Annotated in this window: 24 protein-coding genes and 1 rRNA gene; 17 read left to right on the top strand and 8 right to left on the bottom strand. The window is 70.8% G+C overall.

Annotation, left to right across the window (positions count from 1 at the left end):
* The first annotated feature begins 116 nt into the window (after window positions 1–116).
* From ACFW01_RS24740 to pstB, 7 genes are all read left to right on the top strand, one after another.
* Window positions 117–2,357 (top strand): RNA degradosome polyphosphate kinase, encoded by a 2,241-nt coding sequence (locus ACFW01_RS24740; RefSeq protein WP_234961490.1) that lies wholly within the window; start codon window positions 117–119, stop codon window positions 2,355–2,357.
* Window positions 2,338–3,546: a CHAD domain-containing protein gene (locus ACFW01_RS24735; RefSeq protein WP_384506663.1), complete on the top strand. Its 1,209-nt coding sequence runs from the start codon at window positions 2,338–2,340 to the stop codon at window positions 3,544–3,546. Before ACFW01_RS24740 ends, ACFW01_RS24735 begins: the two co-directional genes overlap by 20 nt.
* Before the next feature lie 52 nt (window positions 3,547–3,598).
* Window positions 3,599–4,033, top strand: a complete 435-nt coding sequence (locus ACFW01_RS24730) for an NUDIX domain-containing protein (RefSeq protein ID WP_234961513.1) — start codon at window positions 3,599–3,601, stop codon at window positions 4,031–4,033.
* A 205-nt stretch (window positions 4,034–4,238) separates the two neighbouring features.
* Entirely contained in the window at window positions 4,239–5,369 is a 1,131-nt protein-coding gene (gene pstS, locus ACFW01_RS24725) for a phosphate ABC transporter substrate-binding protein PstS (protein ID WP_234961489.1), read from the top strand.
* Window positions 5,370–5,493: 124 nt separating this feature from the next.
* On the top strand, window positions 5,494–6,504 hold the full coding sequence (gene pstC, locus ACFW01_RS24720; protein ID WP_234961488.1) for a phosphate ABC transporter permease subunit PstC: 1,011 nt from the start codon (window positions 5,494–5,496) through the stop codon (window positions 6,502–6,504).
* The gene (pstA, locus tag ACFW01_RS24715; RefSeq protein ID WP_234961487.1) at window positions 6,501–7,559 is read left to right on the top strand and encodes a phosphate ABC transporter permease PstA; all 1,059 of its coding nucleotides are present in this window, start codon (window positions 6,501–6,503) and stop codon (window positions 7,557–7,559) included. The genes pstC and pstA overlap by 4 nt, the downstream gene beginning before the upstream one ends.
* Window positions 7,560–7,608: 49 nt before the next feature.
* Complete coding sequence (gene pstB, locus ACFW01_RS24710) at window positions 7,609–8,385, top strand: phosphate ABC transporter ATP-binding protein PstB (protein WP_122621145.1); 777 nt, start codon at window positions 7,609–7,611, stop codon at window positions 8,383–8,385.
* A 103-nt stretch (window positions 8,386–8,488) separates the two neighbouring features.
* Here the strand turns inward: pstB and pitH are convergent, their stop codons facing one another.
* On the bottom strand, window positions 8,489–9,487 hold the full coding sequence (pitH, locus tag ACFW01_RS24705) for a low-affinity phosphate transporter PitH (protein ID WP_234961486.1): 999 nt from the start codon (window positions 9,485–9,487) through the stop codon (window positions 8,489–8,491).
* A 7-nt stretch (window positions 9,488–9,494) separates the two neighbouring features.
* Window positions 9,495–10,115, bottom strand: coding sequence for a DUF47 domain-containing protein (locus ACFW01_RS24700; RefSeq protein ID WP_122621147.1), 621 nt, complete (start codon window positions 10,113–10,115; stop codon window positions 9,495–9,497).
* 240 nt (window positions 10,116–10,355) lie between these two features.
* Between ACFW01_RS24700 and ACFW01_RS24695 the strand changes: the two genes are divergently transcribed.
* Complete coding sequence (locus tag ACFW01_RS24695; protein WP_234961485.1) at window positions 10,356–10,733, top strand: metal-sensitive transcriptional regulator; 378 nt, start codon at window positions 10,356–10,358, stop codon at window positions 10,731–10,733.
* Here the strand turns inward: ACFW01_RS24695 and ACFW01_RS24690 are convergent.
* Complete coding sequence (locus tag ACFW01_RS24690; protein WP_007451049.1) at window positions 10,719–10,883, bottom strand: hypothetical protein; 165 nt, start codon at window positions 10,881–10,883, stop codon at window positions 10,719–10,721. The genes ACFW01_RS24695 and ACFW01_RS24690 overlap by 15 nt on opposite strands.
* 77 nt (window positions 10,884–10,960) lie before the next feature.
* The gene (locus ACFW01_RS24685) at window positions 10,961–11,866 is read right to left on the bottom strand and encodes a hypothetical protein (RefSeq protein WP_234961512.1); all 906 of its coding nucleotides are present in this window, start codon (window positions 11,864–11,866) and stop codon (window positions 10,961–10,963) included.
* A gap of 458 nt (window positions 11,867–12,324) precedes the next feature.
* On the opposite strand from ACFW01_RS24685, the gene ACFW01_RS24680 reads away from it, so the two are divergent.
* Complete coding sequence (locus ACFW01_RS24680) at window positions 12,325–13,935, top strand: FAD-binding oxidoreductase (protein WP_384506656.1); 1,611 nt, start codon at window positions 12,325–12,327, stop codon at window positions 13,933–13,935.
* A gap of 54 nt (window positions 13,936–13,989) precedes the next feature.
* Here ACFW01_RS24680 and ACFW01_RS24675 read toward each other — a convergent pair whose 3' ends face one another.
* Window positions 13,990–14,700 carry a phosphatase PAP2 family protein gene (locus tag ACFW01_RS24675; RefSeq protein WP_234961482.1) on the bottom strand — a complete coding sequence of 237 codons (711 nt, stop codon included), beginning with the start codon at window positions 14,698–14,700 and terminating at the stop codon, window positions 13,990–13,992.
* A 206-nt stretch (window positions 14,701–14,906) separates the two neighbouring features.
* Window positions 14,907–15,914, bottom strand: a complete 1,008-nt coding sequence (locus ACFW01_RS24670) for a bifunctional lytic transglycosylase/C40 family peptidase (protein WP_234961481.1) — start codon at window positions 15,912–15,914, stop codon at window positions 14,907–14,909.
* Window positions 15,915–16,331: 417 nt separating this feature from the next.
* Between ACFW01_RS24670 and ACFW01_RS24665 the strand changes: the two genes are divergently transcribed.
* The 6 genes from ACFW01_RS24665 to ACFW01_RS24640 all read left to right on the top strand — a co-directional run bounded on the left by ACFW01_RS24665 (window position 16,332) and on the right by ACFW01_RS24640 (window position 23,409).
* Complete coding sequence (locus ACFW01_RS24665) at window positions 16,332–16,640, top strand: hypothetical protein (protein WP_055417641.1); 309 nt, start codon at window positions 16,332–16,334, stop codon at window positions 16,638–16,640.
* A gap of 167 nt (window positions 16,641–16,807) precedes the next feature.
* Entirely contained in the window at window positions 16,808–17,611 is an 804-nt protein-coding gene (locus ACFW01_RS24660; RefSeq protein WP_234961480.1) for a hypothetical protein, read from the top strand.
* A complete protein-coding gene (locus ACFW01_RS24655; protein ID WP_234961479.1) occupies window positions 17,601–18,938 on the top strand; it encodes a hypothetical protein in 1,338 nt (445 codons plus the stop codon). Before ACFW01_RS24660 ends, ACFW01_RS24655 begins: the two co-directional genes overlap by 11 nt.
* Window positions 18,935–20,494, top strand: coding sequence for an SCO6880 family protein (locus ACFW01_RS24650; RefSeq protein ID WP_384506651.1), 1,560 nt, complete (start codon window positions 18,935–18,937; stop codon window positions 20,492–20,494). Before ACFW01_RS24655 ends, ACFW01_RS24650 begins: the two co-directional genes overlap by 4 nt.
* Before the next feature lie 12 nt (window positions 20,495–20,506).
* Window positions 20,507–21,919: an ATP-binding protein gene (locus ACFW01_RS24645; protein WP_384506648.1), complete on the top strand. Its 1,413-nt coding sequence runs from the start codon at window positions 20,507–20,509 to the stop codon at window positions 21,917–21,919.
* A 23-nt stretch (window positions 21,920–21,942) separates the two neighbouring features.
* The gene (locus ACFW01_RS24640; protein ID WP_384506645.1) at window positions 21,943–23,409 is read left to right on the top strand and encodes a type IV secretory system conjugative DNA transfer family protein; all 1,467 of its coding nucleotides are present in this window, start codon (window positions 21,943–21,945) and stop codon (window positions 23,407–23,409) included.
* A gap of 10 nt (window positions 23,410–23,419) precedes the next feature.
* Here ACFW01_RS24640 and ACFW01_RS24635 read toward each other — a convergent pair whose 3' ends face one another.
* Window positions 23,420–23,980 carry a GNAT family N-acetyltransferase gene (locus tag ACFW01_RS24635; RefSeq protein WP_384506642.1) on the bottom strand — a complete coding sequence of 187 codons (561 nt, stop codon included), beginning with the start codon at window positions 23,978–23,980 and terminating at the stop codon, window positions 23,420–23,422.
* Between the two features lie 94 nt (window positions 23,981–24,074).
* Between ACFW01_RS24635 and ACFW01_RS24630 the strand changes: the two genes are divergently transcribed.
* Together ACFW01_RS24630 and ACFW01_RS24625 are read left to right on the top strand one after the other, a co-directional pair.
* Window positions 24,075–25,340 (top strand): sensor histidine kinase, encoded by a 1,266-nt coding sequence (locus ACFW01_RS24630; RefSeq protein WP_384506639.1) that lies wholly within the window; start codon window positions 24,075–24,077, stop codon window positions 25,338–25,340.
* Window positions 25,337–26,005: a response regulator gene (locus ACFW01_RS24625; RefSeq protein WP_384506636.1), complete on the top strand. Its 669-nt coding sequence runs from the start codon at window positions 25,337–25,339 to the stop codon at window positions 26,003–26,005. The genes ACFW01_RS24630 and ACFW01_RS24625 overlap by 4 nt, the downstream gene beginning before the upstream one ends.
* Window positions 26,006–26,063: 58 nt before the next feature.
* Here the strand turns inward: ACFW01_RS24625 and rrf are convergent.
* Window positions 26,064–26,139 (bottom strand): 5S ribosomal RNA (gene rrf, locus ACFW01_RS24620); the annotation flags it as partial.

Genomic DNA, 26,139 nt, shown 5'->3' with positions numbered 1-26,139 from the left:
CCCGTAACCATCGATTCAGACAGCCTTGCGACCCTCACCGAATGAAGCCCACCGAGCCAGAGCCTTCCGTGCCCTCCGACGCGCCTGTCCGGCGCGTGGCGCGGAAGAATGGGTTCATGAGGCAGCCGAACACCCAGGCAGAGGTCCAGCACACGCAGCCCTCCGTGGGCTCCATCGCCGCGCACCGCTCGCACACCGTGGCCGCCACGGTCTCCGACCTGGAGCCGGACATCGACGCCGACCTCGACGCGTACGAGGAGTCGGAGGAGTCCCAGGCCGGCGGCGCCCAGCTCCCGCAGGGCCGCTTCCTGGACCGCGAACGCAGCTGGCTCGCGTTCAACGAACGCGTCCTCGAACTCGCCGAGGACCCCGCCACCCCCCTCCTCGAGCGTGCCAACTTCCTCGCGATCTTCGCCAGCAACCTGGACGAGTTCTTCATGGTCCGCGTCGCCGGCCTCAAGCGCCGCATCGCGACCGGCGTGGCCACCCGCTCCGCCTCCGGCCTCCAGCCCCGCGAGGTCCTGGACATGATCTGGGCCCGCTCACGCGAGCTCATGGCCCGCCACGCCGCCTGCTTCCACGAGGACGTCGCCCCGGCCCTCGCCGAGGAGGGCATCCACCTGGTCCGCTGGAGCGAACTGGCCGAGAAGGAGCAGGCCCGCCTCTTCACGCTCTTCCGGCACCAGATCTTCCCGGTCCTCACCCCCCTCGCCGTCGACCCGGCCCACCCCTTCCCGTACATCTCGGGCCTCTCCCTCAACCTCGCGGTCGTCGTCCGCAACCCCGTCACGGGCCACCGCCACTTCGCCCGCGTCAAGGTCCCCCCGCTGCTCTCCCGCTTCCTGGAAGCGTCGCCCGGCCGCTACGTCCCCATCGAGGACGTCATCGCCGCCCACCTGGAAGAGCTGTTCCCCGGCATGGAGGTCCTGGAGCACCACGCCTTCCGCCTCACCCGCAACGAGGACCTGGAGGTCGAGGAGGACGACGCGGAGAACCTCCTCCAGGCCCTGGAGAAGGAGCTGATGCGGCGCCGCTTCGGCCCGCCCGTCCGCCTGGAGGTCGAGGAGAGCGTGGACCGCGAGGTCCTGGACCTCCTCGTCCGCGAACTGAAGATCGGCGAGGCGGAGGTCTATCCCCTCCCCGGCCCCCTCGACCTCACCGGTCTCTTCCGCATCCACAGCCTGGACCGCCCCGAGCTGAAGTACCCGAAGTTCGTCGCCGGCACCCACCGCGACCTGGCCGAGGTGGAGTCCGCCTCCGCGCCGGACATCTTCGCCGCGCTGCGCAGCAGGGACGTCCTCCTGCACCACCCGTACGACTCCTTCTCGACCTCGGTCCAGGCCTTCCTGGAGCAGGCGGCGGCCGACCCGGACGTCCTGGCGATCAAGCAGACGCTGTACCGCACCTCGGGCGACTCCCCGATAGTCGACGCGCTCATCGACGCGGCCGAGTCGGGCAAGCAGGTCCTGGTCCTGGTCGAGATCAAGGCCCGCTTCGACGAGCACGCGAACATCAAGTGGGCCCGCAAGCTGGAGGAGGCCGGCTGCCACGTGGTCTACGGCCTGGTGGGCCTGAAGACCCACTGCAAGCTCTCCCTGGTGGTCCGCCAGGAGGGCGAGACCCTGCGCCGCTACAGCCACGTGGGCACCGGCAACTACCACCCGAAGACGGCCCGCCTCTACGAGGACCTCGGCCTGCTCACTGCGGACCCGCAGGTCGGCGCGGACCTCTCCGACCTGTTCAACCGCCTCTCCGGCTACTCCCGCCGCGAGACCTACCGCCGTCTCCTGGTCGCGCCCAAGTCCCTGCGCGACGGCCTGGTCTCCCGGATCCACAAGGAGATCCAGCACCACCACGCCGGCCGCCCCGCGTACATACGCATCAAGGTCAACTCGATGGTCGACGAGGCCGTGGTCGACGCCTGCTACCGGGCGTCCCAGGCCGGCGTCCGGGTCGACGTGTGGGTGCGGGGCATCTGCGCGCTGCGCCCGGGCGTGGAGGGCCTGTCGGAGAACATCAGCGTCCGCTCCGTCCTCGGCCGCTTCCTCGAACACTCACGGGTCTTCGCCTTCGGCAACGGCGGCGAGCCGGAGGTCTGGTTCGGCAGCGCCGACATGATGCACCGCAACCTCGACCGCCGGATAGAGGCCCTGGTCCGGGTCACCGACCCGGCCCACCGGGCGGCCCTGAACCGGCTGCTCGAGACCGGCATGTCCGACGGCACCGCCTCCTGGCACCTCGGCCCGGACGGCGAGTGGACCCGGCACGCGACCGACGCGGACGGCCAGCCCCTGCGCAACATCCAGGAGATGCTCATAGACGCCCGGAGGCGCCGGCGTGGCACAGCGACACCTTGACCCGACGGACCGGGCCCCCGCGAAGGCGATGGCGCACCCGCACCCGGCCTCGGACTCGGCCTCGGACACCGACGCCCTGGCGTCCTATCTGCGCGGCCAGGCCACGGAGTTCCTCCGAGCCCTGCGCCGGCACCGCGAGACGGGCGCGTCCCCGAACGGCGCGTCACCGGCGACCAGGTCGGCGGCGCCCCCCGCCCCGCCCACGACCCACGTGGAGACGGCCCGCGCCCTGCGCCGGGCCGCCCGCCGCCTCAGCGGCACACTGCACACGTTCCAGCCCCTGCTGGACGCCGACTGGGCGGAGGGCATGCGCCCCGAGCTGGCCTGGCTCTCCGGCACGCTGGCGATGGAACACGCGTACGCGTCCCGCCTGGACCGCCTGCTCCAGGCCCTGCACCGGCTCTCGGGTTCCGCACCGCTCCCGTCCCCACGCCCGGTGAGCGGCGGGACCAGGGCGACGGCGCCACCCCCCGCCACGCCCCCCACCGCCCACCCCGACCGGGGCAACCTCACCGTGGGTGCCGCCAAGGCGGGTGCGCTGCTCGACCGCCAGCTGACCCTGGCCCGCACCCGGGCCCACTCCACCGCCCTCCAGGCCCTCGGCAGCAGCCGCTTCCACGCGGTCGCCGACAAAGTCGCCTTACTGGCCAGCGAGGTCCCCCTGCGGACCACCGGCCCTCTGACCGCCGCCGCGGCCGCCCCCACCGGCCTCCGCCCCCTGGCCATCGCGGCCGAGGACCGCCTGACCGACGCCGTGGCCGCCCTCCCGCTGGTCACCGCGGGCAGCCCGTACAACGCCCAGGCGCTGGTCCACGGCCTCTCCCCCGACCCGTCGCCGCACCCGCAGGACGCCCCCTGGCACCAGGTCCGCCTGCTCCTGCGCCTGCACCGGTACGCCCTCGAGGTGCTGACCGGCGAGCCCACCGGGCACACCGCGGGCACCGCGGAGACCGACCCCGACGACGACTGCGCGGACGTACGCCTGCTCGCCGCGGGCGAGGCCCTCGACCGGCACCGCGACGCCTCGGAGGCCGCGGCGGCCGCGGCCCAGGCGGCCCGTACGCCGCGCATCGCACCGGCGACGGCGTACGCGCTGGGCGTGCTCCACGCCGACCAGCGGCATGAGGTGGAGGCGGCGAGGTACGCGTTCCAGCACAGCTGGCACAAGGAACCCATCAGGCTGCCGTAGCCGCCGCAGGACTCTCCTCGGAACCCGGGACAGGAGGCGCGAGCACACAGTGGTGACCCCCGCAGACACCGTCCAGGCGGCCGGCTGCGTCCTGTGGCGCTCCGCCCCCGAGCACCCCGCCACCCTGGAGCTGTGCCTCGTCCACCGGCCGAAGTACGACGACTGGTCGCACCCGAAGGGCAAGCTCAAGCCCGGCGAGGACTGGCTCGCCGCGGCCCTGCGCGAGGTCGCGGAGGAGACCGGGTACGCCGCCCGGCCGGGCGTCGAACTGCCCACGGTCCGCTACCTGGCGAACGGCCGCCCCAAAGAGGTCCGGTACTGGGCGGCGGCGGCCACCACGGGCGCCTTCGCCCCGTCCGACGAGGTCGACCGCATCCTGTGGCTGGCGCCCGCGGCCGCCCGCGCCCGGCTCACCCAGCCCCGCGACCGGACCCTCGTGGACGCCCTCCTCGCGGCCCTCCCGCCCGGGACCACTCCGTGTCCTTGACGTAAGCGTTCCGTGACCTCACCGCACCGTCCACAGGGGTTCACCCCGCGTTCATTTACGCCCATCGGCGGCTTCACCTGTTCTGCCTAATTTCGGCCTTAGCCGATACGGGTCGCACCCGAAAGCGCGCCCGTATCCCAAAAGCTCGCAGTCCTCGCACGCCGCCGGATTTCAGGACGGCGGCTCCTGGAAGGAACTCCCTCAAGTGAAGCTTCAGCGCATGAACCGGCGGGCCCTCGCTCTCGGTGCTCTCGCCGTCTCCGGCGCCCTGGCCCTCACGGCGTGCGGCTCCGACGACACCGGCGGCAACGGCGGCAGCGGGGACAGCAGCAACGCCGCCGCCAACAGCAACATCAAGTGCGAGGACGCCAAGGGCCAGCTCCAGGCCTCCGGCTCCTCCGCCCAGAAGAACGCGATCGACGCCTGGGTCAAGCAGTACGTCGCCGCCTGCAAGGGCGTGCAGATCAACTACAACCCGACCGGCTCGGGCGCGGGCATCACCGCGTTCACGCAGGGCCAGACCGCCTTCGCCGGTTCGGACTCCGCGCTGAAGCCCGAAGAGGTCGAGGCCTCCAAGAAGGTCTGCAAGGACGGCCAGGCCATCAACATGCCGATGGTCGGCGGCCCGATCGCGGTCGGCTTCAACGTCCCCGGCGTCGACAGCCTCGCCCTGGACGCCCCGACGCTCGCCCAGATCTTCGACAGCAAGATCACCAACTGGAACGACCCGGCGATCGCCAAGCTCAACCCCGACGCCAAGCTGCCCGACCTGAAGATCCAGGCCTACCACCGCTCGGACGAGTCCGGCACCACGGACAACTTCACCAAGTACCTGAAGGCCGCCGCGCCCGACGACTGGAAGTACGAGGGCGGCAAGTCCTGGCAGGCCAAGGGCGGCCAGTCCGCGCAGGGCTCCTCCGGCCTGGCCGGCGGGGTGAAGCAGACCGCCGGCGCCATCTCGTACTTCGAGCTGTCGTACGCCAAGGAGGGCATCAAGACCGTCGACGTCAAGACCGCCGCCGCGGAGCCGGTCGCGGCCACCGTCGAGAACGCCACCGCCGCCATCGGCGCGGCCAAGGTCGTCGGCACCGGCAAGGACCTCGCGCTGGAGCTGGACTACACCCCGGAGGCCGACGGCGCCTACCCGATCGTCCTGGTGACGTACGAGATCGCCTGCGACAAGGGCAACAAGGCGGAGACCCTGCCCGCCGCCAAGTCCTTCCTGAACTACATCGCCTCGGAGGACGGCCAGGGCCTGCTGGCGGACGCCGGCTACGCCCCGATGCCCACCGAGATCATCACCAAGGTCCGCGAGACCATCTCGGGCCTGAGCTGACCCGAGTGCGGTCCGGTCCCCGTCCGGGGGCCGGGCCGCACCGTCCGGTGCACCGCCGCCAGGAGCCCTCGACGGGCTCCGCCCGAGCCGCCGCGTACGACGGCTCCGCAGACCGGAGAACCCGATGGACATAACTACGGACACCCAGAAGCCGACACCCTCCCCCACGCCCCCGCCCACCAGCCCCGGGGACGAGCGCGCCGCCCGCGGCGCCACCCGCCCCGGCGACCGGATCTTCCTCGGGCTCTCCCGCGGGTCCGGCATCCTGGTGCTGGTCATCATGGCCGCCATCGCGGCCTTCCTCACCTACCGCGCCACCCTCGCGATCAGCGAGGACGAGGCCAACTTCTTCACCACCTTCGAGTGGAACCCGAGCGGCGACCCGGCCGAGTTCGGCATCGCGGTCCTGGCCTTCGGCACCGTCGTGTCGTCGATCATCGCCATGCTCATCGCGGTCCCGGTCGCGGTCGGCATCGCCCTGTTCATCACGCACTACGCGCCGCGCGCGCTGGGCGGCCCGATCTCCTACGTGATCGACCTGCTCGCCGCCGTGCCCTCGATCGTCTACGGCCTGTGGGGCGCGCTCGTCCTCGTGCCGCACCTGAACGGGCTCTACGGCTGGCTGGACCAGTACCTCGGCTGGACCGGGATCCTGGAGTGGAACGGCGGCGCGCCGCGCTCGCTGTTCACCGTGGGCATCCTGCTCGCGATCATGATCCTGCCGATCATCACCAACGTCAGCCGTGAGGTCTTCCGGCAGGTCCCGCGCATGCACGAGGAGGCCGCCCTGGCCCTCGGCGCCACGCGCTGGGAGGTCATCCGGATGTCGGTGATCCCCTTCGGCCGCTCCGGCGTCATCTCCGCCTCGATGCTCGGCCTCGGCCGCGCGCTCGGCGAGACCATGGCCGTCGCGATGGTCCTCTCGCCGACCTTCGACATCAGCCCCAGCCTGCTCGACCCGGGCGGCGGCACCTTCGCGCAGAACATCGCCAGCAAGTTCAACGAGGCGACCGTGATGGGCCAGGACGCGCTGATCGCCTCCGGCCTGGTGCTCTTCGTGATCACCCTGGCCGTCAACGGCGCGGCCCGCATGATCATCGCCCGCCGCAAGGAGTACTCGGGGGCCAACGCATGAGCCACGCAACCCTTACCCCCAAGAGCCGCGGTTCCCTGCGCGGCGCGACCCTGCCCAAGTGGTTCCCCTGGGCGGTCGCCGGCGGCTCGGTCCTCGCCGGCCTGGGCATCAGCGCCGCGGCCGGGCTGAACAGCAGCATCCAGTGGGCGCTGATCGCCGCGGTGCTCTTCGTCGCCGGCTCGTACGCCATCTCGGCCCGCGTCGAGGGCGTGCGCCAGGCCAAGGACCGGGTGGCGACCAGCATGGTCTGGGTCGCCTTCCTGATGGCGCTGATCCCGCTGCTCTCCCTGATCTGGGAGACCGTGAAGCAGGGCGTGAAGGTCCTCGACGGCTACTTCCTCAGCCACTCGATGGGCGTGGTCGCCGACAGCGAGCCCGGCGGCGGCATCTACCACGCCATCCTCGGCACCCTGGAGCAGGTCGGCCTCGCCACCCTGTTCTCCGTGCCGATCGGTGTGCTCACCGCGATCTACCTGGTCGAGTACGGGCGCGGCCGGCTCGCCAAGGCCGTCACCTTCTTCGTCGACGTCATGACGGGCATCCCGTCGATCGTCGCGGGTCTGTTCGTCCTCAGCCTGTGGGTCCTGATCCTCGACATGGGCCCGTCCGGCATCGCCGGTTCCTTCGCCCTGTGCATCCTGATGATCCCGGTGGTCGTCCGGTCCACCGAGGAGATGCTCAAGCTCGTCCCGAACGAGCTGCGCGAGGCGTCGCTCGCCCTGGGCGTGCCCAAGTGGCGCACCATCCTCAAGGTGGTCCTGCCGACGTCGATCGGCGGCATCGTCACCGGTGTCATGCTGGCCGTCGCCCGCATCACCGGCGAGACGGCCCCCGTGCTGCTGCTGGTCTGGGGCACCGACTTCATCAACGCGAACCCGTTCCAGGATCCGCAGGAGTCGCTGCCGATGTACATCTACCTCCAGTACAGCGCGGGCTCCGACCCGGCCTACGACCGTGCCTGGGCGGCGGCCCTGACGCTCATCGCGTTCATCATGATCCTCAACCTGGCGGCCCGCGGCATCGCCCGCTGGAAGGCCCCGAAGTCCGGTCGCTGACGCGGCCAAGGCGACAACAGTCAGCGACCCGAAAGAAGCAGTGATTCCCATGGCCAAGCGCATAGATGTCAGCGGCCTCAACGCCTACTACAGCTCCTTCCTGGCCATCGAGGACATCTCGATGACCGTCGAGCCCCGCTCCGTGACGGCCTTCATCGGCCCCTCCGGCTGCGGCAAGTCCACCTTCCTGCGCACGCTCAACCGCATGCACGAGGTCACCCCGGGCGGCCGGGTGGACGGCAAGGTCATGCTGGACGACGAGAACCTCTACGGCACCGGCATCGACCCGGTCGCCGTGCGCCGCGAGGTCGGCATGGTCTTCCAGCGCCCGAACCCGTTCCCGACGATGTCGGTCTACGACAACGTGGCGGCGGGCCTGCGCCTCAACGGCAAGTACAAGAAGTCCCAGCTGGACGACGTGGTCGAGAAGTCCCTGCGGGGCGCGAACCTCTGGAACGAGGTCAAGGACCGCCTGAACAAGCCGGGCTCCGGGCTCTCCGGCGGCCAGCAGCAGCGCCTGTGCATCGCGCGGGCGATCGCGGTCGAGCCGAACGTGCTGCTCATGGACGAGCCCTGCTCCGCCCTCGACCCGATCTCCACCCTCGCGATCGAGGACCTGATCGGCGAGCTGAAGGAGCGCTTCACGATCGTCATCGTGACGCACAACATGCAGCAGGCGGCGCGCGTCTCCGACCGTACGGCGTTCTTCAACCTGGCGGCCGTCGGCCAGCCCGGCAAGCTGATCGAGATCGACGACACGGAGCGCATCTTCTCCAACCCGTCGGTCCAGGCCACGGAGGACTACATCTCCGGCCGCTTCGGCTAGACCCGCCTCCCGATCCCCTCGCGGTGCTGCATGGCGGTGCCACCGCGAGGAGCACAAGGGCCCGCCCCCGGCAACGGGGGCGGGCCCTCCCAGCTGTCACGCCCTAGAGGAACAGCAGATTCACCAGCCAGAACGACACCGCGGCCACCACGGCAGCGGCCGGCATGGTGATGAACCACCCCATGATGATGTTGCGTGCGACCCCCCACCGCACGGCGTTCACCCGCTTCGTGGCCCCGACACCCATGATCGACGACGTGATGACGTGCGTCGTGGAGATCGGTGCGTGGAACAGGAACGCCGACCCGAACATGATCGACGCGCCGGTCGTCTCCGCGGCGAACCCCTGCGGCGGATCCAGCTCGATGATCTTGCGGCCCAGCGTCCGCATGATCCGCCAGCCACCGGCGTACGTCCCCGCGGAGAGCATCAGCGCACAGGCGATCTTCACCCACACCGGGATCGGGTCGCCGTAGTCCTCGACATCGGCGATGACCAGCGCCATCACCACGATGCCCATCGTCTTCTGGGCGTCCTGCAGACCGTGCCCCAGCGCCATGCCCGCCGCCGACACCGTCTGCGCGATACGGAAACCGCGCTTCGCCTTGTGCGGGTTGGCCCGCCGGAACATCCACATGATCGCGGTCATCACCAGGTAACCGGCGACCAGGCCGATGACCGGGGAGACGAACATCGGGATGACGATCTTGTCGACGACGCCGTGCCAGTACACGGTCGTACTCCCGGCGAGCGCGGCCCCCACCATGCCGCCGAACAGCGCGTGCGAGGACGAGGACGGCAGACCGAAGTACCAGGTGATGAGGTTCCAGACGATCGCGCCCACGAGCGCGGCGAAGAGGATCCCCATCCCCTTCGACCCCTCGGGCGTCTCGATCAGCCCCTCGCTGACGGTCTTGGCGACCCCGGAACCCATGAACGCGCCGGCGAGGTTCATGACGGCGGCCATCGCGAGCGCCGCCCGGGGCGTCAGCGCACGCGTCGACACGGACGTCGCGATCGCGTTCGCCGAGTCGTGGAAGCCGTTGGTGTACGTGAAGAAGAGCGCGACCCCGATGGTCACGACCAGAGCGAAGGTGTCCATGAAGAGGTCAGGACTCCTTGACGGCGATGGTCTCCACCGTGTTCGCCACGTGCTCGAAGGCGTCGGCCGCTTCCTCCAGCACATCCACGATCTGCTTGAGCTTCAGCACCTCTATTGCCTCGTACGTGCCGTTGAAGAGGTGGGCGAGCAGCTTGCGGTGGATCTGGTCGGCCTGGTTCTCCAGGCGGTTGACCTCGATCCAGTACTCGGTGAGGTTGTCCATGGTGCGCAGGTTCGGCATGGCCTCGGCGGTCAGCTCGGCGGCCCGCGCCAGCACCTCGATCTGCTGCTCGACGCCCTTGGGCAGTTCCTCGACGTTGTAGAGGACGACCAGGTCGACGGCCTCCTCCATGAAGTCCATGATGTCGTCGAGGGACGACGCGAGGTTGTAGATGTCCTCGCGGTCGAAGGGCGTGATGAACGAGGAGTTCAGCTGGTGGAAGATCGCGTGCGTGGCGTCGTCACCCGCGTGTTCGGCGGCCCGCATACGCTCTGCGATCTCGGCCCGGGCGGATGCGTCCGCCCCGAGCAGTTCCATCAGGAGTTTCGAGCCCGTGACGATGTTGTCCGCGGAGGCGGCGAACATGTCGTAGAAGCTCGTCTCCCTGGGGGTCAGACGAAAGCGCACGTGGGGTCCTCGGGGTGCATGGGTTTCGGTCAGGCTGATGCTAGGCGCATCATCCGGCCACGGCTAACGGGCCGTCCCCCAGTGTCGCCCATCAGGCAGAGTGATGAGCAGGGGGGCGACGTCGGGGCTCTGCGAAGGGGCCCCTTACCCAGGAAAGTTCGTTACCATATACCCGTCAGGGGTATATGTCCGCAATCCCCTGGATCCCCCGGATCCGAGGAAATCCAGCAGGAGGACGCGATGACGACCACCGAGGCCGGCGCGGGTGCGTCCTCCGCCGCCGTGGAACAGGTGGAGACGGACGGCACGGAGATCGTGACCGACCACGACCGCGGCATCCACGGCTACCACAAGCAGAAGGACGAGCACCTCAAGCGGCTGCGCCGCATCGAGGGCCAGATCCGCGGCCTGCAGCGCATGGTCGACGAGGACGTCTACTGCATCGACATACTCACCCAGGTCTCGGCCTCGACGAAGGCCCTCCAGTCCTTCGCGCTGCAGCTCCTGGAGGAGCACCTGCGCCACTGCGTCGCCGACGCGGCCGTCAAGGGCGGCGCCGAGATCGACGCGAAGGTGGAAGAGGCGACGAAGGCCATCGGCCGGCTACTGCGCACGTGAGCGCTCCTCGGCCACGCGCAGCACCTCGTCGATGCTCTCGAGGCTGAGCCGCTCCCGGGCGGCCGAGGCCGCGATGATCAACTCACCGCACAGCTCGATCTCGGCGAGGGCCACGTGGTCCTGAACCGCCGTGCCGCCGACCGGAGCCACACCCGTCACCTCGTCTCTGCCGTCACCGACTTCCTAGAGTAGGGAGCGGCCTACGCACCGCGCATGGCACGGAAGGGCTAGTTCTTGCCGTCCGCCGCCTCATCCGCGGCCCCGGCCGCCGCCTCGCCGGGCTCCGCCGCGATCCGGCCGGCGTAGATGTCCCGCTCCTCGGGCAACCGTACGCGGACGGCGGTGCCGAAGCCGAAGAGCAGCGTCGTCGAGGCGACGGCCACGGTGCCCTCCTCGCCCCCGTTGACGAAGCTGAAGCGCTGCCGGAGCTTGCGGATGCGCCCCTCGTCGTCCAGGTAGGCGTCGAAGGGCACCTCGGCGGTGGCGAACCCCTCGGCCGCCGCGGCCAGCGCCTTCCGGTTGCCGTCCGAGGCACCGCGTGCCGCCCGCGCGAGATCGGCGGTCCCCCGGTAGTGCCGCACCGCGGTCCCCGCGACCTCGGTGCGCTCCACGAACGTCGCCCGGTGCGTGCCGCGCAGCACCTCGGCGGCGGCGAAGGGGTCCGTCGCCCCGCCGGTCACCAGGTTCCCGTCGGACAGCGAGGCGGTGTCGACCCGCACCCACTTGTCGTCGGGCACGCCGGCGCCCCGGTTCTTCATGAACAGCGCGCCCGGCGCGAGCAGCTCGGTGATCGGCCGGTGCTCACTCGTCCCCGCCGGATCCTGCGGCAGCCGCACCTTCAGCCGCCCCAGCCGCGCCTCGAAGTCGTACACACCCTCGCCGCGGATGGTCACCCGCGTCCCGCCGCTGGCCATCTCCATCGCGGTGCGCGCCTCGGCGCTCCCGGCGGCCACCAGCCGGTCGGCGGCCTGGTGCAGCACGGCGACCGGATCACCGCCGTCCGCCCCCTGCGCGGCGGACCCCGGCCCGGAGCACGCGGCACCGGTCAGACACACGCAGACGACGCCCCCGGCCAGGGCGAGCCCACCGCCCGCCCTCGTCCTGCCCCGCCGCTCCCTCTCCCGCCCGACCATCGCCACCTGCCCCAAGCCGTCCCGCCCGTTCCGGACCCCCTGCCGTCCCGGTTAACGAGGGGCAGGCGACCCCGGTAACGTTGCGGGCGTGGCGCAACAGGACGGCATCGAAGCCCCCGGGGACGCCCCGGAACACCTCACGACGACGGTCGAGCAGGGCCCGTTCTGCCTGGCCCGCTGCACCTGCGGCTGGCGAGGCCCGGCCCGAAGAGCCAGAAGCCAGGCCCGCACAGACGCGGAATCCCATCCCAGCGCGTAGCCCCACCCCCCATAGCTGCGGGCAATCGTGCCGCTGGGGCGGCACGGGTGGGCGCAGCGGCACCCGGCCAGCGCCGGCCCGCGACACCCACCCCCGGCCCACACCACCGCCGGACCACCCACCAGGCCCACTCGTGGAACCCCCACCCCCACACCCCCGTCTCCTCCCAAGACCCCCCCCACGGGACCGCGGAGGCGACATGCACCGGCGCACATTCCTAGGCGGCTCCGCAGCCGCCGCCCTCACCACCACCACGGCCTCGGCCTGCACTGGCACAAGCCCCGGCCCAGCCCCCGGCCCCGGCTCCGGCTCCGGCTCCGGCTCCGGCCCGGCAAAGAACCCCGAGACCACCCCCCGCCTCACCCACACCGCAACCTCCACCCGCACCCTCGCCCCCACCCCCGCCTCCTGGGCAGCCCTGGCCAAATCCCTGGACGGCCCCTTGCTCCGCCCCGGCGACCGCGCCTGGCAATCGGCCCACCGCCTGTACAACACCCGCTTCGACACCCTCGAACCGAGCGCCGTCGCCTACGCCGCCCACCCCGACGACATCCGCACGGCTCTCTCCTACGCCCGCGCCCACCACGTCCCCGTGGCCATCCGCAACGGCGGCCACTCCTACGCGGGCTGGTCCTCCGGCGACGGCCGTCTGATCATCGACGTCTCGAAACTCAACCGCGTCCGGGCGAGCGGCAACGAGGCCACGGTCGGCGCCGGCGCCAAGCTCATCGACGTGTACCGCGCCCTCTCCGCGAAGGGCGTCACGATCCCCGCCGGCTCCTGCCCCACCGTCGGCGTCTCCGGCCTCACCCTCGGCGGCGGCCACGGCGTCGTCTCCCGCGCCTACGGCCTGACCTGCGACAGCCTCACCCGGGCCACCCTGATCACGGCGGACGGCAAGCAGATCACCGCCGACGCCAAGAACGGCCACAAGGACCTGTTCTGGGCCCTGCGCGGCGCGGGCAACGCCAACTTCGGCGTCGTCACCGAGTTCCAGTTCCGCACCCACCCGGCCCCCCGGGCCGTGACGGCGTACCTGACCTGGCCCTGGCGCAGGGCCGCCGCGGTCGTCCGCGCCTGGCAGGAGTGGGGGCCGGACCAGCCCGACGAGATCTGGTCGTCCCTCCACCTGGCCGCCGCCCCCGGCCGCACGCCCACCGTCTCGGTCGCCGCCTTCTCCCTGGGCGGCTACCGCGAACTGCAGAACGCCGTGGACCGGCTGGCCGGCCGCATCGGCTCGTCCGCGAGCAAGGTGTACCTCAAGCGGCGTTCGTACGCGGAGTCGATGGAGATGTACGCGGGCTGCTCGTCGTTCTCCACCGACGCCCGCTGCCACCTGCCCGGCTCCACCCCGGGCCGCTCGCCCGAGGGCGGACTCGGCCGCGAGACGTACGCGGCCCGCTCGGACTTCTTCGACCGCTCGATCCCGGCGGACGGCATCCGCGCCCTGCTCTCCCGCCTCACCTCGGTGCGCGGCGGCGCCGGCAGCATCGCGTTCACCGCGCTCGGCGGCGCGGTGAACCGCGTCTCCCCGACGGCGACCGCGTTCGTGCACCGCCGCTCCCGGACGCTGGTCCAGTACCTCGTCTCGTGGCGGCCGGGCACGAGCGGCACGGACGCCCAGTCCTGGCTGGCCTCCGCCCACAAGTCGATGCGCCCGTACGCCTCGGGCGCCGCCTACCAGAACTACACGGACCCGACCCTGACGGACTGGCGGAAGGCCTACTACGCGGACGCGGCCCCGCGCCTGGCGAAACTCAAGCACCAGTACGACCCGAACCGCGTCTTCAACAACCCCCAGGCGCTCTAGAAACGCGCCCGCGTACGTCCTCTGTACGTCGTCTGTACGTCCTCAGTACGTCCTCTAGGCGGCGAGATCCCGCTCGCCCGCCCCGGCGCTCTCCTTGCGCGCCCCGGGGATCACGGCATCGCGTCCGGCCGTGCCCTCCGGGCCGCGCGCGCTGACCAGCCACCCCACCCGGGGCGACCGCTCGATCGCGCGGGTCAGCGGTGTGAGCAGGGCCATGGCGACCGGCGACAGCAGCAGCGCGACCGCCGTGCCGAGGGCGAAGCCTCCCACGACGTCCGTCGGGTAGTGCACGCCCATGTAGACCCGGGCGAAGCCGCCGAACAGCGCGAGCACGATCGCGGCGATCCCGAACCTGCGGTGGGCCACGAAGAGGGCGACGGCCAGCGCCATCACGAGCGTCGCGTGATCGCTGACGAAGGAGAAGTCGTTCTTGCCCTCGATCAGCACCTCCAGCCCGTCATGCGTCTTGAAGGGCCGGGGACGCTCCACGAAACCCCGTATCGGGACGTTGATCAGTACCGCGACGCCGGCCGCGAGCGGCGCCCACACGAGGGCCGCCACGTGGGAGGCCGCGTCCTCACCGCCGCGCCGCCGCACACCCCACCAGCACCAGAGCACCAGCAGCACGATCGCGAACAGCAGTCCGTACTCACCGACGAACTCCATGACCCGGTCGAACCAGTGCGGCGCGTCCTTGGCCAGGCCATTGATGTCGTAGAGCAGCTCGACGTCGGGGTTCGACCCGGATTCGGCGAGTCCAGCCATGGTGCTGCGGCCCCTTCGTCATGTCCTCCGGCGCACCGAACGCGCGCCTCTTCCGCCACCCCCGTGGTCACCTACACGCACACAGGAACGCACGACTCCCGTTGATACGTTCCACACTCCACTGAATGATCACGCAGACGTTATCGAAGAGAAACACGTCTCCGCAGCTCAGGGCAGGGTTTCACGCTGGGTTCAAACCCTCGCATTCACACCGTGGTGGGCAACGCTTTCGCGCCATCCTCGGTCACCCGCGTGGCCCCGAAGTAGTCGGGGGTGTCGATCGGGTCGAACCGGATCACAGCACCCGTGCGGGGCGCGTCGATCATGTAGCCGCCGCCGACGTAAATCCCCACATGCCGGATGGCCCGTGAGTTGGTGAGATCGTCCGAGAAGAACACCAGGTCACCGGGGAGCAGCTCGTCCCGCGAGGGATGCGGCCCCGCGTTGTACTGGTCGTTCGCGACGCGCGGCAGCTTGATCCCCACGCTCTCGTACGCCGCCTTGGTCAGCCCCGAACAGTCGAAGCGCCCGCCCTGTTCGGGCGTCCCGTTGCCGCCCCAGAGATAGAGCGTGCCGAGCTTCTTCTGCGCGTACGCGATGGCCCCGGCGGCCTGCTCCGAGGGATCCACCCGCGTCTGGGGCGCCGCGAAGCTCTTCTCCAGGGTGGTGATCACCTTCACGTAGTTCCGGGTCTCCTTGTAAGGCGGGACACCCTGGTACTTGATCACCGCGTAGGCCCCCGCGTTGTAGGAGGCCAGCATGTTCTCGGTCGGATTCCCGGGCACGTCCTTCACGTACGACGCGAGGGAGCAGTCGTACGAGGCGGCCGACGGGATCGCGTCGTTGGGATCCCACACGTCCCGGTCCCCGTCTCCGTCCCCGTCGATGCCGTGGGTCGCCCACGTGCCGGGGATGAACTGCGCTATGCCCTGCGCCGCCGCGTGACTCTGCGCCTTCGGGTTGAAGCCGCTCTCCTGGTAGAGCTGGGCGGCGAGCAGCGCCGGGTTGATGGCGGGGCAGAGATTGCCCCACTTCTGCACGAGCGGCTGGTAGGCCGCGGGCACCGACCCCTTGGCGAGCTTCTTCGTCCCTCCGCCGGCACCTCCCGCGAGGTCTCCGGCGACCAGGTAGACGCCCACGACCAGCAGCATCACGAAGGAGAGACCGGAGCCGACGACCACGGTCCCCGCGATCCATGCCTTACGCACCGTCAACCGCCCCTCGCCGTTCAGGAGTCGCCGCCCGGCTCAGTGTAGAGGCGACACCCGTGCGGCGGCCGTCACCGGACGAACACCAAAACGGCCCTTCACCCGACCACCCGTCAGAATCCGCCACCAGGAGTCGAAGACGGCCTGAAAGGGCCTAACGACCGAGCCACCCGGCAGGTTTCGCTCACGCATCGTTGCCCCTCGTGACCTGCCGTGATACACAGAGTGACGATACGACACCTCGTACTCCGCCACGCGCCTCCCTGAGCACCCGGCACGAGGCGGTGGCAAGCTATTCGTACGAAACCCGCCAATCAATGACGCCAAGTCGACATACGACGGCGGCATTGTCGGCGACAATGAGGCCTGACCTCTGCACGTCCGCAGAGGGCGCGGAACTACCCAACAGGGGCGGTGACTTACATGCTCTTTGCGGCCGACGAGGGAGACATCAACACCATCATCGGGGGGATCGCTCCGGACTGGGGCCCCTTCGGCAGCCTGGGCAACGAGGCCAAGATCATGATCGAGGTGGTGATGGCCGTCGCCATTCTGCTCTGCCTCGGCATCGCCATCTGGGGCGCCGCCAAACAGCGCATCGGCGCCACCGCGCTGCGCGACACCTTCAGCGCGGAGCAGGGCAAGGGCCTCATCATTGCCGGGCTGACGGGCGTGTTCATCATCGGCTCGCTCGGCACCCTCTTCACCATCGTGTACGGGATGGCCGTGTAGCCCGGCACCCCACGGTCCCTGTCTCCCCCATCCCACCCGCCCGTCGTGCCAACCGGCTGAGGTTGCGTTTCCCTGATGTCGAGTCACCACACCGCGCCCGCGCGGGAACCAGCACGGCTACCGTCGTACTTCTACGGCAGGCACGACGTCGAGGGGGCGTACGCGGCATGAGTCTCGGAGACGACCACCAGTCCTCCGGCGGTTACGGCGGCACGGGTCACACGCGCACCAGACTGCCCGACGCGGACGGGGGGCCGCGGCGCGGCGGCCGCTCGTCCTCACGGAGCCTGGTCACGGTGGTCGGCGTCGTCGTCCTCCTCATCGCGGCGATCGCCTTCGCGAACCGTGGAGGAGACGATTCCGCATCCCCGGACGACGAGGCGGCCGCCGGCAACCCCAGAACCTCGGCAACGGCCCCCACCGGCACCCAGCCGGTCCAGTCGGGCTTCGCCCACGACGACCAGGGCGCGCAGAGCGCGGCGGCGAACTATGCGGTGGCTCTCGTCTCCGCCGACATCCTCAAGCCGGCCCGGCGTGACGAGATCGTGCGGCAGGTCTTCGTGACCGACAAGCAGGCCGCGCTCGGAGACAAGTTCGACAAGGCCTACAGCAAGCAGTTCCTCAGCTCCATCGGCCTGGACGCGAACGGCAACGCCACGCGTGGCAGCACCTACGTCTCGCGCACCATGCCGATCGGCACCAAGGTCACCCAGTCCACGGATGCCTCCACGACCGTGGAGGTCTGGTGCACCGGGGTATTCGGCACAGCGGGCGAGAAGACCACCAACCCCGTCAGCAGCGACTGGTTCACCATGACCCTGCAGCTGCGCTGGGCGGACGGCGACTGGAAGGTCGAGTCCTTCTCCCAGAAGGACGGTCCCGCGCCGGTCCCCGGAGACAACAAGGCATCCAGCGCCGACGAGATGTCCAAGGCCGTCCAGGAGTACGGAGGGTTCACGTATGCCCGATAACCCGCGCCGCGTACTCAAGGTCGCCGCTGCGCTGACCGCCGTACAGGCCACGGCCGTGCTGCTCGCCACCCGTGCCGTAGCCGCGCCCACACCCTCGCCGACCCCGTCGGACGACAACTGCGATCTCATCGTGGGCCCCGCCAAGGACTACTGCCAACGAGGCGAAGGCGCCGGCGGATCCACCGGAGGTACCGGCGGAGGTAACTACAGCCCCACCGCCGCCCTCGACCCCCTCTCCTCCCTCGCCAAGGGCTGCGCCAAGGCCGCCGCCTGGACCGTCGACAAGCTCAGTGCCGCCGTGCAGGACACCGCCAACGTCGACTTCACGAACCCGACGTTCCTCCAGCAGTACGCCGTCGTCTTCGCGGCGTCGACGATCCTCACGCTCCTCCTGTGGCTGCTGGCCGTCGCCAAGCGAGCCGTGCGCGGCGTCCCGCTCACCACCGCGCTCTCCGAGGCGATCGGGTTCCTCTGGCTCACCGTCCTCGCGTCGGCGTTCACGCCGCTGATCCTGTACACGGTCGTCTCGGCCACCGACGGCGTCACGGACGTCCTCGCCAAGGCCACCGGCGACCAGACGGACACCTTCTTCGGCACGTTCTCCGGCGCCCTGGAGAAGGGCGAGGACATCGGCGGCGGACCGATCATGCTGATCGTCGTCTCCCTGGTGTCGATCCTCGCCGCCGGCGTCCTCTGGCTGGAACTCGTCATCCGCGCCGCCCTGCTCTACGTCGGCGCCCTGCTCGGCACCGTCGTCTACGCCGGCCTGGTCGACAAGAACCTGTGGGGCCACGTCCGCCGCTGGGCCGGGATCATGATCGCCGTGATCCTCGTCAAGCCCGTCATCGTCATCGTCCTCGGGCTGGCCGGCGCCCTGTCGGCCGACGACGGACCCGACGCCTTCTCGGCCGTCGTCTCCGGCCTCGCCATCATCCTCCTCGCGATCTTCGCCTCGGCGATGATCTACCGCTTCGTCCCCGGCTTCGGCGACGAGATCGCGAACGGCCGCAACAACCGCATCATGCAGGGCGCCGAAGGAAAGGCCGCCGCGGTGATCAGCTCCCCGGCGAACCTCGTCGCCCAGGGCATCAGAACCCACAGCGCCCGCAACAACGGCGACGGCGGCGGCCAGTCCTCGTCCTCCGCGGCCGCCCGCCCCTCGAACCCCGCCTCCGGCGGAGTCGCCGCGCACAGCTCGCGCCCCTCGAACGGCGGCGGCGGAAATGTCCCCTCCGCCGCACCCGCACCGCGCTCCGCCAGCCCGGTGAACACGCCCCACGCCGGCAACACCCGCAACAGCAAGAGCACAGGAGGTGACGGGCGTTGACGACCGAGTCCCACGTGTCCCATCCGGTCACGCCCCGCCGTACGTATCTGATCGGCCGCGCCCGGCCGAACGCGATCGTCGGCCGCAACCGCGAGACCGGTGAGATCGCGCTGATCGTCGTGGGCGCCTTCCTCGGCATGATGTGCGGGCTCCTCGTCCCCGTCCTCTCCCTGCGCATCGTGCTGCTCTGCGGCTTCCCGATGCTCGCGCTGGCGGCCGTCTACGTGCCGTACAAGCACCGGACGTTCTACAAGTGGTTCGAGATCAACCGCAGCTTCAAGCGGACACTGCGCAACGGCACCACCTACCGCTCCGGCGCCATCGAGGCCGGCACCCGGGCCGACGGACGTGAGGTCGAGGTCGGCCCACCGCCCGGCATCGGCCGCATCAGCTGGCTGGCGGCGCCCTTCGGCCCCGACGAGATCGCCGTACTGCTGCACGCCGACCGCAAGACCGTCACCGCCGCCATCGAGATCGAGGGCCCTGGCGTCGGCCTGCGCGACTCCGAGGACCAGGAAGCCCTCGTCGACCGCTTCGGCACCCTGCTCAAGCATGTGGCCAACGGCGACGGCTTCGTCACCCGCATCCAGATGCTGGCCCGCACCCTCCCGGCCGACCCCGACGCGCACGCCAAGGACGTCGCCCAGCGCGGCGACGCCAAGTCGCTGCCGTGGCTCCAGCAGTCGTACGACCAGCTCCAGTCGATGGTGTCGACCAGCAGCGAGCAGCACCGCGCATACCTCATCGCCTGTATGCACTACAACCGCGACCTGGCCGCCGAGGCCAACGCCATGGCCCGCGCCGCCCGCTCGGCGGGCGGACGCAAACTGGACCGCGACGGCGGCCTCGCCGTCGTCATGGCCCGCGAGCTTACCGACATCTGCTCCCGCCTCCAGGAAGCCGACATCCGCGTACGCCAGCCGCTCGGCCAGGGCCGGCTCGCCTCCCTCGTGCACGCCATGTACGACCCGGACCACCCCATCGACCACATCCAGGCGATGACCAAGCGCAACGCCTGGCCGGCCGAGCTGGACGCCATGGAGCCCACCTACCTCCAGGCCAAGACCCGCGAGTCCTCCACCCGCGCGCCCTGGTGCCACGCCACCGCCTGGATCAAGGAGTGGCCGATGACCCCGGTCGGCGTGAACTTCCTCGCGCCGCTCCTCGTCCACACCCCGGACGTCATCCGCACGGTCGCCGTGACCATGGACCTCGAACCCACCGAGGTCGCCATCGAACGCATGCTGACCGAGAAGACCAACGACGACGCCGAGGCGTCCCGCGCCGCCAAGATGAACCGGACCGTGGACCCCCGCGACATCGCCGCCCACGGCCGCCTCGACCAGCGCGGCGAGGACCTCGCCAGCGGCGCGGCCGGCGTCAACCTGGTCGGCTACATCACGGTCTCCTCCCGCACCCCCGAGGCCCTCGCCCGCGACAAGCGGACGATAAGGGCCTCGGCCGGGAAGTCGTACCTGAAACTGGAGTGGTGCGACCGTGAGCACCATCGCGCCTTCGTGAACACACTTCCGTTCGCCACCGGCATCCGAAGGTAGGGGCTGAGCCAGATGCGGGACCCGCTGTCCGTCCTCACCGAGGCCTTCACGTCCTTCCTCTTCGGGAAGGTGGAGACGACCCGCCTCCCCGTCCGCACCTCCACGGGCCAGGCCCAGGCCGTCTACCTGCCGACCGCCGCGCCCGGCCTCGGCGACTCCGGCGTGATCATCGGCCGCGAGGTCTACTCCGGCAAGGGCTACATCTACGACCCCTTCCAGCTCTACGGCCAGCAGCTCCCCGCCCCGCACTGGCTGGTGCTCGGGGAGTCCGGCAACGGCAAGTCCGCGCTGGAGAAGACATACGTCCTGCGCCAGCTCCGCTTCCGCGACCGCCAGGTCGTCGTCCTGGACGCCCAGGGCGAGGACGGCGTCGGCGAGTGGAACCTCATCGCCGAGGAGCTGGGCATAACTCCCATCCGGCTCGACCCGATGGCCGCCCTGGACCACGGCATCCGTCTCAACCCCCTCGACCCGGCGATCACGACGACGGGCCAGCTCGCGCTGCTCCGGACGATCATCGAGGTCGCCATGGGGCACGGCCTCGACGAGCGCTCCGGCTTCGCCCTCAAGGTGGCGCACGCCTACGTCAACGAGACCATCGTCGAACGCCAGCCCGTCCTCACCGACATCGTCGAGCGGCTCCGCCACCCCGAGCCGGAGTCCGCCGAGGCGATGAACGTCGCCATAGACGACGTGCGGGCCTGGGGCCTGGACGTGGCCCTCGTCCTCGACCGCCTCGTCGACGGCGACCTGCGCGGCATGTTCGACGGCCCGACGACGGTCGGCATCGACCTCGACGCGCCGCTGATCGTCTTCGACCTCTCCCACATCGACCGCAACTCCATCGCCATGCCGATCCTCATGGCCATCGTCGGCGTCTGGCTGGAGCACACCTGGATCCGCCCCGACCGGAAGAAGCGCATCTTCCTGGTCGAGGAGGCCTGGCACATCATCAACAGCCCGTTCGTGGCGCAGCTGTTCCAGCGGCTGCTGAAGTTCGGGCGCCGGCTCGGCCTGTCCTTCGTGGCGGTGGTCCACCACCTGTCCGACGTCGTCGACGGCGCGGCCGCCAGAGAGGCCGCGGCCATCCTCAAGATGGCCTCCACCCGGACCATCTACGCCCAGAAGGCCGACGAGGCGCGGGCCACGGGACGCGTCCTCGGCCTGCCGCGCTGGGCCGTGGAGATCATCCCCACCCTCACCCCCGGCATCGCGGTGTGGGACGTCAACGGCAACGTCCAGGTGGTCAAACACCTGATCACCGAGACCGAACGCCCCCTGGTGTTCACCGACCGCGCGATGACCCAGTCCTCCGCCGACTTCAACGACGACGCCCTGCGCGCCGCCGAACTGGAGGCGGAGGAACGGGCGGCTGCCTTCGTGGAACAGCACATCGGCGACTCGTCCGAATCGACGGTGGCCTAGGAACACGGGGAGGGACCGGACGCATGAGACCGGACGACCACCGCGACCAGCGGCCGGCCCAGGGTGGCATCCCGGACGGCCTGCTGGTCGGCATACTCGCCTTCCTCCTCGGCATGACGCTGCTGGTGTGGACGGCGACCGGCCTGTCCGCCCTGTTCGCCCACGGCTCCTGGCCCCCGGGCGTGACCTTCACCGGCACCCCCCTGGCCATGCGCGAGCTGATCGCCGAGCCCCACGACATCCCCGGCGCCTGGCCGGACACCCCGGCGAGCGCACTCTCCGGGTACGGGCTGTTCTGGGGGCTGTTCATCGGCCAGATGATGGTGCTGGTCGTCCTGACGGTGTTCGTGATGAGCACGGTGGCGCGGTGGCGGGCGGTACGACTGCGGCGGCGGGTGGAGGAGCAGGCGGCGCCCGTGGTGGAGCGGGAGCCGGAGCCGACACGGGAGCAGTCGCACGAGGTACCCGTTCCGAGGGCGCCCGAGCCGCAGGCAGTTCCGGAGGCGGAGCCCCTCACTTCTGTGGCCGCCGGTGAACGGGTGGGTGGGTGGGAAACACACCGCGCCGAAGGCGCGGTGCACTACGGCCCCCCGGCCACCCGCCACTCCACCGCAACCCGAACCCTCCGCGACGCGGAAGGCGCAGCCCTCGTCATCACCTCCAACCCGGCCCTCTGGTCGGACACCAAGGACGCCCGCGCCAAGCTCGGCCCGGTCCACCTGTACGACCCCACCCACCGCTGCGACACCCCCGCCCGCCTCCACTGGTCCCCCACCGCCGGCTGCGAGGACGGACGGACGGCCACGACCAGAGCGGCCGCCCTCCTCGCCCCGATCCGCCCCACCGCCCGCCTCGACCAGGCCGTCAGCGACACCGCCGAACTCCTGCTGCGCAGCTACCTCCACGCCGCCGCCATCGACGGCCGCACCATCCGCCACGTCCACCGCTGGTCGCAGGGGCTTCAGATCCAGGACGCCGTACGCGTCCTGCGCACCCACCCCAAAGCCGCGCCCGGCTCCGCGGGCGAACTCGAAGGGGCCCTCACCGCCCACCCCGAACGCCGCGACATGGCACAGCAGTTGACGGCCCGAGCCCTCGCGGCCCTCTCCACGGTCAATATCCGCGAGGCCTGCACTCCCAACCGAAATGATGCCCTCGCCTTGGATTCCTTCGTCCACGAACAGGGCACCCTTTACGTGGTGGGGGAATCCATCGAGGACCCTCGCACGAGCCCCGGCGCGATGCCGCTGCTGACGGCGCTCGTCTCCAGCGTGGTCGAGCGCGGCCGGCGCATGGCCGAACGGTCATCCTCCGGTCGCCTCGACCCACCAATGACCCTCGTCCTGGACGACGTCGCCGCCGTGGCGCCGCTTCCCCAGCTCCCGGAGCTGCTGACCACCGGCGCGGACCACGGCATGCCGACCCTGGCCCTGCTCCGTTCCCGGGAACAGGGCCGAGCCCGCTGGCCCCACGACGAACTCCCCGTGTAGGGGCCCCGCGTCAGCGCTCCAGCACGAACTCCAGCTCGTGGTCCCCGGGCCCGTCCACCAGCGGCACCGTCCGCCCGCTCGCCACCAACCCCGCGTTCCGGTAGGCGCCCTGCGCCCGCCCGTTGTCCGGATGCACGATGAGCCGCACCCGCTCCGCGCCGTTCGCCCACGCCCACTCCAGACCGACGTCGAACAGCGCCTTGGTCAGCCCGCTCCCCCGCCACTCGGGCCGCACGAACACACCGACGACATGCCCCTGCCGCCGCTCCACGGGGAACCCGGCCCAGTCCGTAGTCCCCGCCTCCTCCACCAGCACGGTCAGCGTGCCGAGCCACAGCCCTGCGGGCCCCACGGCGACGATCTGCTGCGCCTCGGTCTGCCCCTCCGCGGCCTTGGCCGCCCGCTCCTGCCAGTAGGAGTCCGGCCGCGCCGCCGCGTCGTCGTACGTCTCCAGGTAGGCGAGGTGCGCCAGCGGATCCCGCAGCGCGCGCAGGCGCAGCTCCTTCACGGCGGGCCACTCGTCGGCGCGTATGGAGCGGATCACGTAGTCACCGGGGACCGAGGCACTCATGCGCGCCACCGTAATACCCGGGTACCACACCCCTCACCTCATATACGGCCCCGGGACGGACGCACCCGTCCCCCTCTCCCCCGACCATGGTCGAATGGAGCCCGTGAAGCCCGTCCCGGAAGACCGAGCGGCCGAACCCCTCACCGAGTACGTCCAGCGCGTCACCCGGCGGCTACGCGCCTTCGACCGACGCCGTCCGCTCGTGTGGGACCTGCACCTCACCGCCTTCTGGGTCATCGCGGCGCTGACCGACTACGCCGGCGGCGGCTGGCGCCACAACGCCCACAGCCTCGACGTGCCCGGCGGCCTCGTCATCGCCATGAGCCTCGCCTTCTCGGTCCCCCTCCTGTGGCGCCGTACCCACCCCGTGGCCGTGCTCCTCCTCATGGTCCCGGTGGACCTCGTCAACGCCTGGACCGGCACCGCTCTCCAGGCCGCCCTGCTCCAGCTCGTCCTCGTCTTCCACATCACCCTGCGCCGCCCCCTGCGCTCCCTGTGGTGGGTGACCCCTCTGGTGACCGCCCCGGCCGTCGTCACCGCCGCCCGGTACGGCGACGACGGCTCCTGGCACCAGCAGATCGGGGCGATGCTCCTGTCCATCGGCGTGGTCGCCCTCATCGCGATCACCACCCGGGCCCGGCGCGACCACACCGAGGTCCTGGAGGACCGGGCCCACCGTCTCGAGACCGAACGCGACCAGCAGCTCCGGCTCGCCGCAGCCGCCGAACGCGCCCGCATAGCCCGGGAGATGCACGACATCATCGGCCACAACCTCTCCGTCATCACCGGCCTCGCCGACGGCGGACGGTACGCCGCCGCCAAGTCCCCCGAGCGCGCCACCCAGGCCCTGGACGCCATCGGCACCACCAGCCGCCAGGCCCTCGCCGAACTCCGCCGCCTGCTGGACGTCCTGCGCGACGACGAACAGGACGGCCCCGCCGAACTCGCCCCGCAGCCCGCCCTCACCGACCTCGACCGACTCCTGGACGGCGTCCGCCGCGCGGGCCTCCCCGTCGGTACGAGCATCAACGGCCGCGCCACGCTCCCCGAGGGCCGCCAGCTCACCCTCTACCGCGTCATCCAGGAAGCCCTCACCAACACCCTCAAGCACGCCGGCCCCGACGCCACCGCACACATCGCCCTCTCCTACGAGGCCGGCGGCGCCGTCACCCTCACGGTCACCGACACCGGCCGGACCGCCGCCTCTCCCGCCCGCCCAGCCCGCCCCGGTGGCCGCGGCCTGCCCGGCATGCGCGAGCGAACGTCCCTGTACGGCGGCACACTTGAGGCGGGCCCACGTCCGCACCCCGAACGCGGCTGGCGCGTCCATCTGCACCTACCGGAGGAAATCCCGCAGTGACCACCGTCCTCATCGCCGACGACCAGCCCCTGCAGCGGTTCGGCTTCCGGATGCTCCTGGAGAGCCAGGACGACATGACCGTCGTGGGCGAGGCGCCGGGCGGCGCCGAGGCCGTCCGCCTGACGGCCGAACTCCATCCCGATGTCGTCCTCATGGACGTCCGCATGCCCGGCCTGGACGGCATCGAGGCGACCCGCCGTATCGTCGCGACCGGCGGCCGCACCCGGGTCCTCATCCTCACGACCTTCGACCTCGACGAGTACGCCTACTCCGGCCTGCGCGCCGGCGCGTCCGGCTTCCTCGTCAAGGACGCCCGGCCCGAGGAACTCCTCGCCGGCATCCGGTCGGTGGCCACGGGCGACGCGGTGGTCGCCCCCAGCCTCACCCGCCGCCTGCTCGACGCCTACGTCCAGCACCTGCCGGACGCCTCCGCGGAGCCCGACGACACCCTCGATTCCCGCCTGACCTCCCTCACCGACCGCGAGACCGAGATCCTGCGGGTCATGGGCCAGGGCTGGACCAACACGGAGATAGCGGAGCGCCTGCACCTGGCCGAGTCGACGGTGAAGACCCACGTGGGCCGCATCCTGTCCAAGACCGGTTCCCGCGACCGCGTCCAGGCGGTGATCCTGGCCTATGACACGAAGCTGGTGAGACCCTCATAAACTCATAAACGCAGAAAGCCCCGCACCGTTCCCGGTGCAGGGCTCTCATACAATGATTGTTCGGCGGCGTCCTACTCTCCCACAGGGTCCCCCCTGCAGTACCATCGGCGCTGTAAGGCTTAGCTTCCGGGTTC

The organism is Streptomyces sp. NPDC058985, assembly GCF_042740985.1.
Classification (GTDB): Bacteria; Actinomycetota; Actinomycetes; order Streptomycetales; family Streptomycetaceae; genus Streptomyces.
The sequence above is the reverse complement of the archived record's forward strand: the minus strand, read 5'-3'. Positions and strand labels throughout refer to the sequence as shown.

Excerpts from the sequence above, each read along its gene's own strand:
- pitH (WP_234961486.1), bottom strand. The coding sequence starts at position 9,487 with ATGGACACCTTCGCTCTGGTCGTGACCATCGGGGTCGCGCTCTTCTTC.
- ACFW01_RS24665 (WP_055417641.1), top strand. The coding sequence starts at position 16,332 with ATGCTCTTTGCGGCCGACGAGGGAGACATCAACACCATCATCGGGGGG.
- ACFW01_RS24680 (WP_384506656.1), top strand. The coding sequence starts at position 12,325 with ATGCACCGGCGCACATTCCTAGGCGGCTCCGCAGCCGCCGCCCTCACC.
- ACFW01_RS24635 (WP_384506642.1), bottom strand. The coding sequence starts at position 23,980 with ATGAGTGCCTCGGTCCCCGGTGACTACGTGATCCGCTCCATACGCGCC.
- pstC (WP_234961488.1), top strand. The coding sequence starts at position 5,494 with ATGGACATAACTACGGACACCCAGAAGCCGACACCCTCCCCCACGCCC.
- ACFW01_RS24655 (WP_234961479.1), top strand. The coding sequence starts at position 17,601 with ATGCCCGATAACCCGCGCCGCGTACTCAAGGTCGCCGCTGCGCTGACC.
- pstB (WP_122621145.1), top strand. The coding sequence starts at position 7,609 with ATGGCCAAGCGCATAGATGTCAGCGGCCTCAACGCCTACTACAGCTCC.
- ACFW01_RS24675 (WP_234961482.1), bottom strand. The coding sequence starts at position 14,700 with ATGGCTGGACTCGCCGAATCCGGGTCGAACCCCGACGTCGAGCTGCTC.
- ACFW01_RS24695 (WP_234961485.1), top strand. The coding sequence starts at position 10,356 with ATGACGACCACCGAGGCCGGCGCGGGTGCGTCCTCCGCCGCCGTGGAA.
- ACFW01_RS24660 (WP_234961480.1), top strand. The coding sequence starts at position 16,808 with ATGAGTCTCGGAGACGACCACCAGTCCTCCGGCGGTTACGGCGGCACG.
- ACFW01_RS24740 (WP_234961490.1), top strand. The coding sequence starts at position 117 with ATGAGGCAGCCGAACACCCAGGCAGAGGTCCAGCACACGCAGCCCTCC.
- ACFW01_RS24685 (WP_234961512.1), bottom strand. The coding sequence starts at position 11,866 with ATGGTCGGGCGGGAGAGGGAGCGGCGGGGCAGGACGAGGGCGGGCGGT.
- pstA (WP_234961487.1), top strand. The coding sequence starts at position 6,501 with ATGAGCCACGCAACCCTTACCCCCAAGAGCCGCGGTTCCCTGCGCGGC.
- ACFW01_RS24640 (WP_384506645.1), top strand. The coding sequence starts at position 21,943 with ATGAGACCGGACGACCACCGCGACCAGCGGCCGGCCCAGGGTGGCATC.
- ACFW01_RS24645 (WP_384506648.1), top strand. The coding sequence starts at position 20,507 with ATGCGGGACCCGCTGTCCGTCCTCACCGAGGCCTTCACGTCCTTCCTC.
- ACFW01_RS24630 (WP_384506639.1), top strand. The coding sequence starts at position 24,075 with ATGGAGCCCGTGAAGCCCGTCCCGGAAGACCGAGCGGCCGAACCCCTC.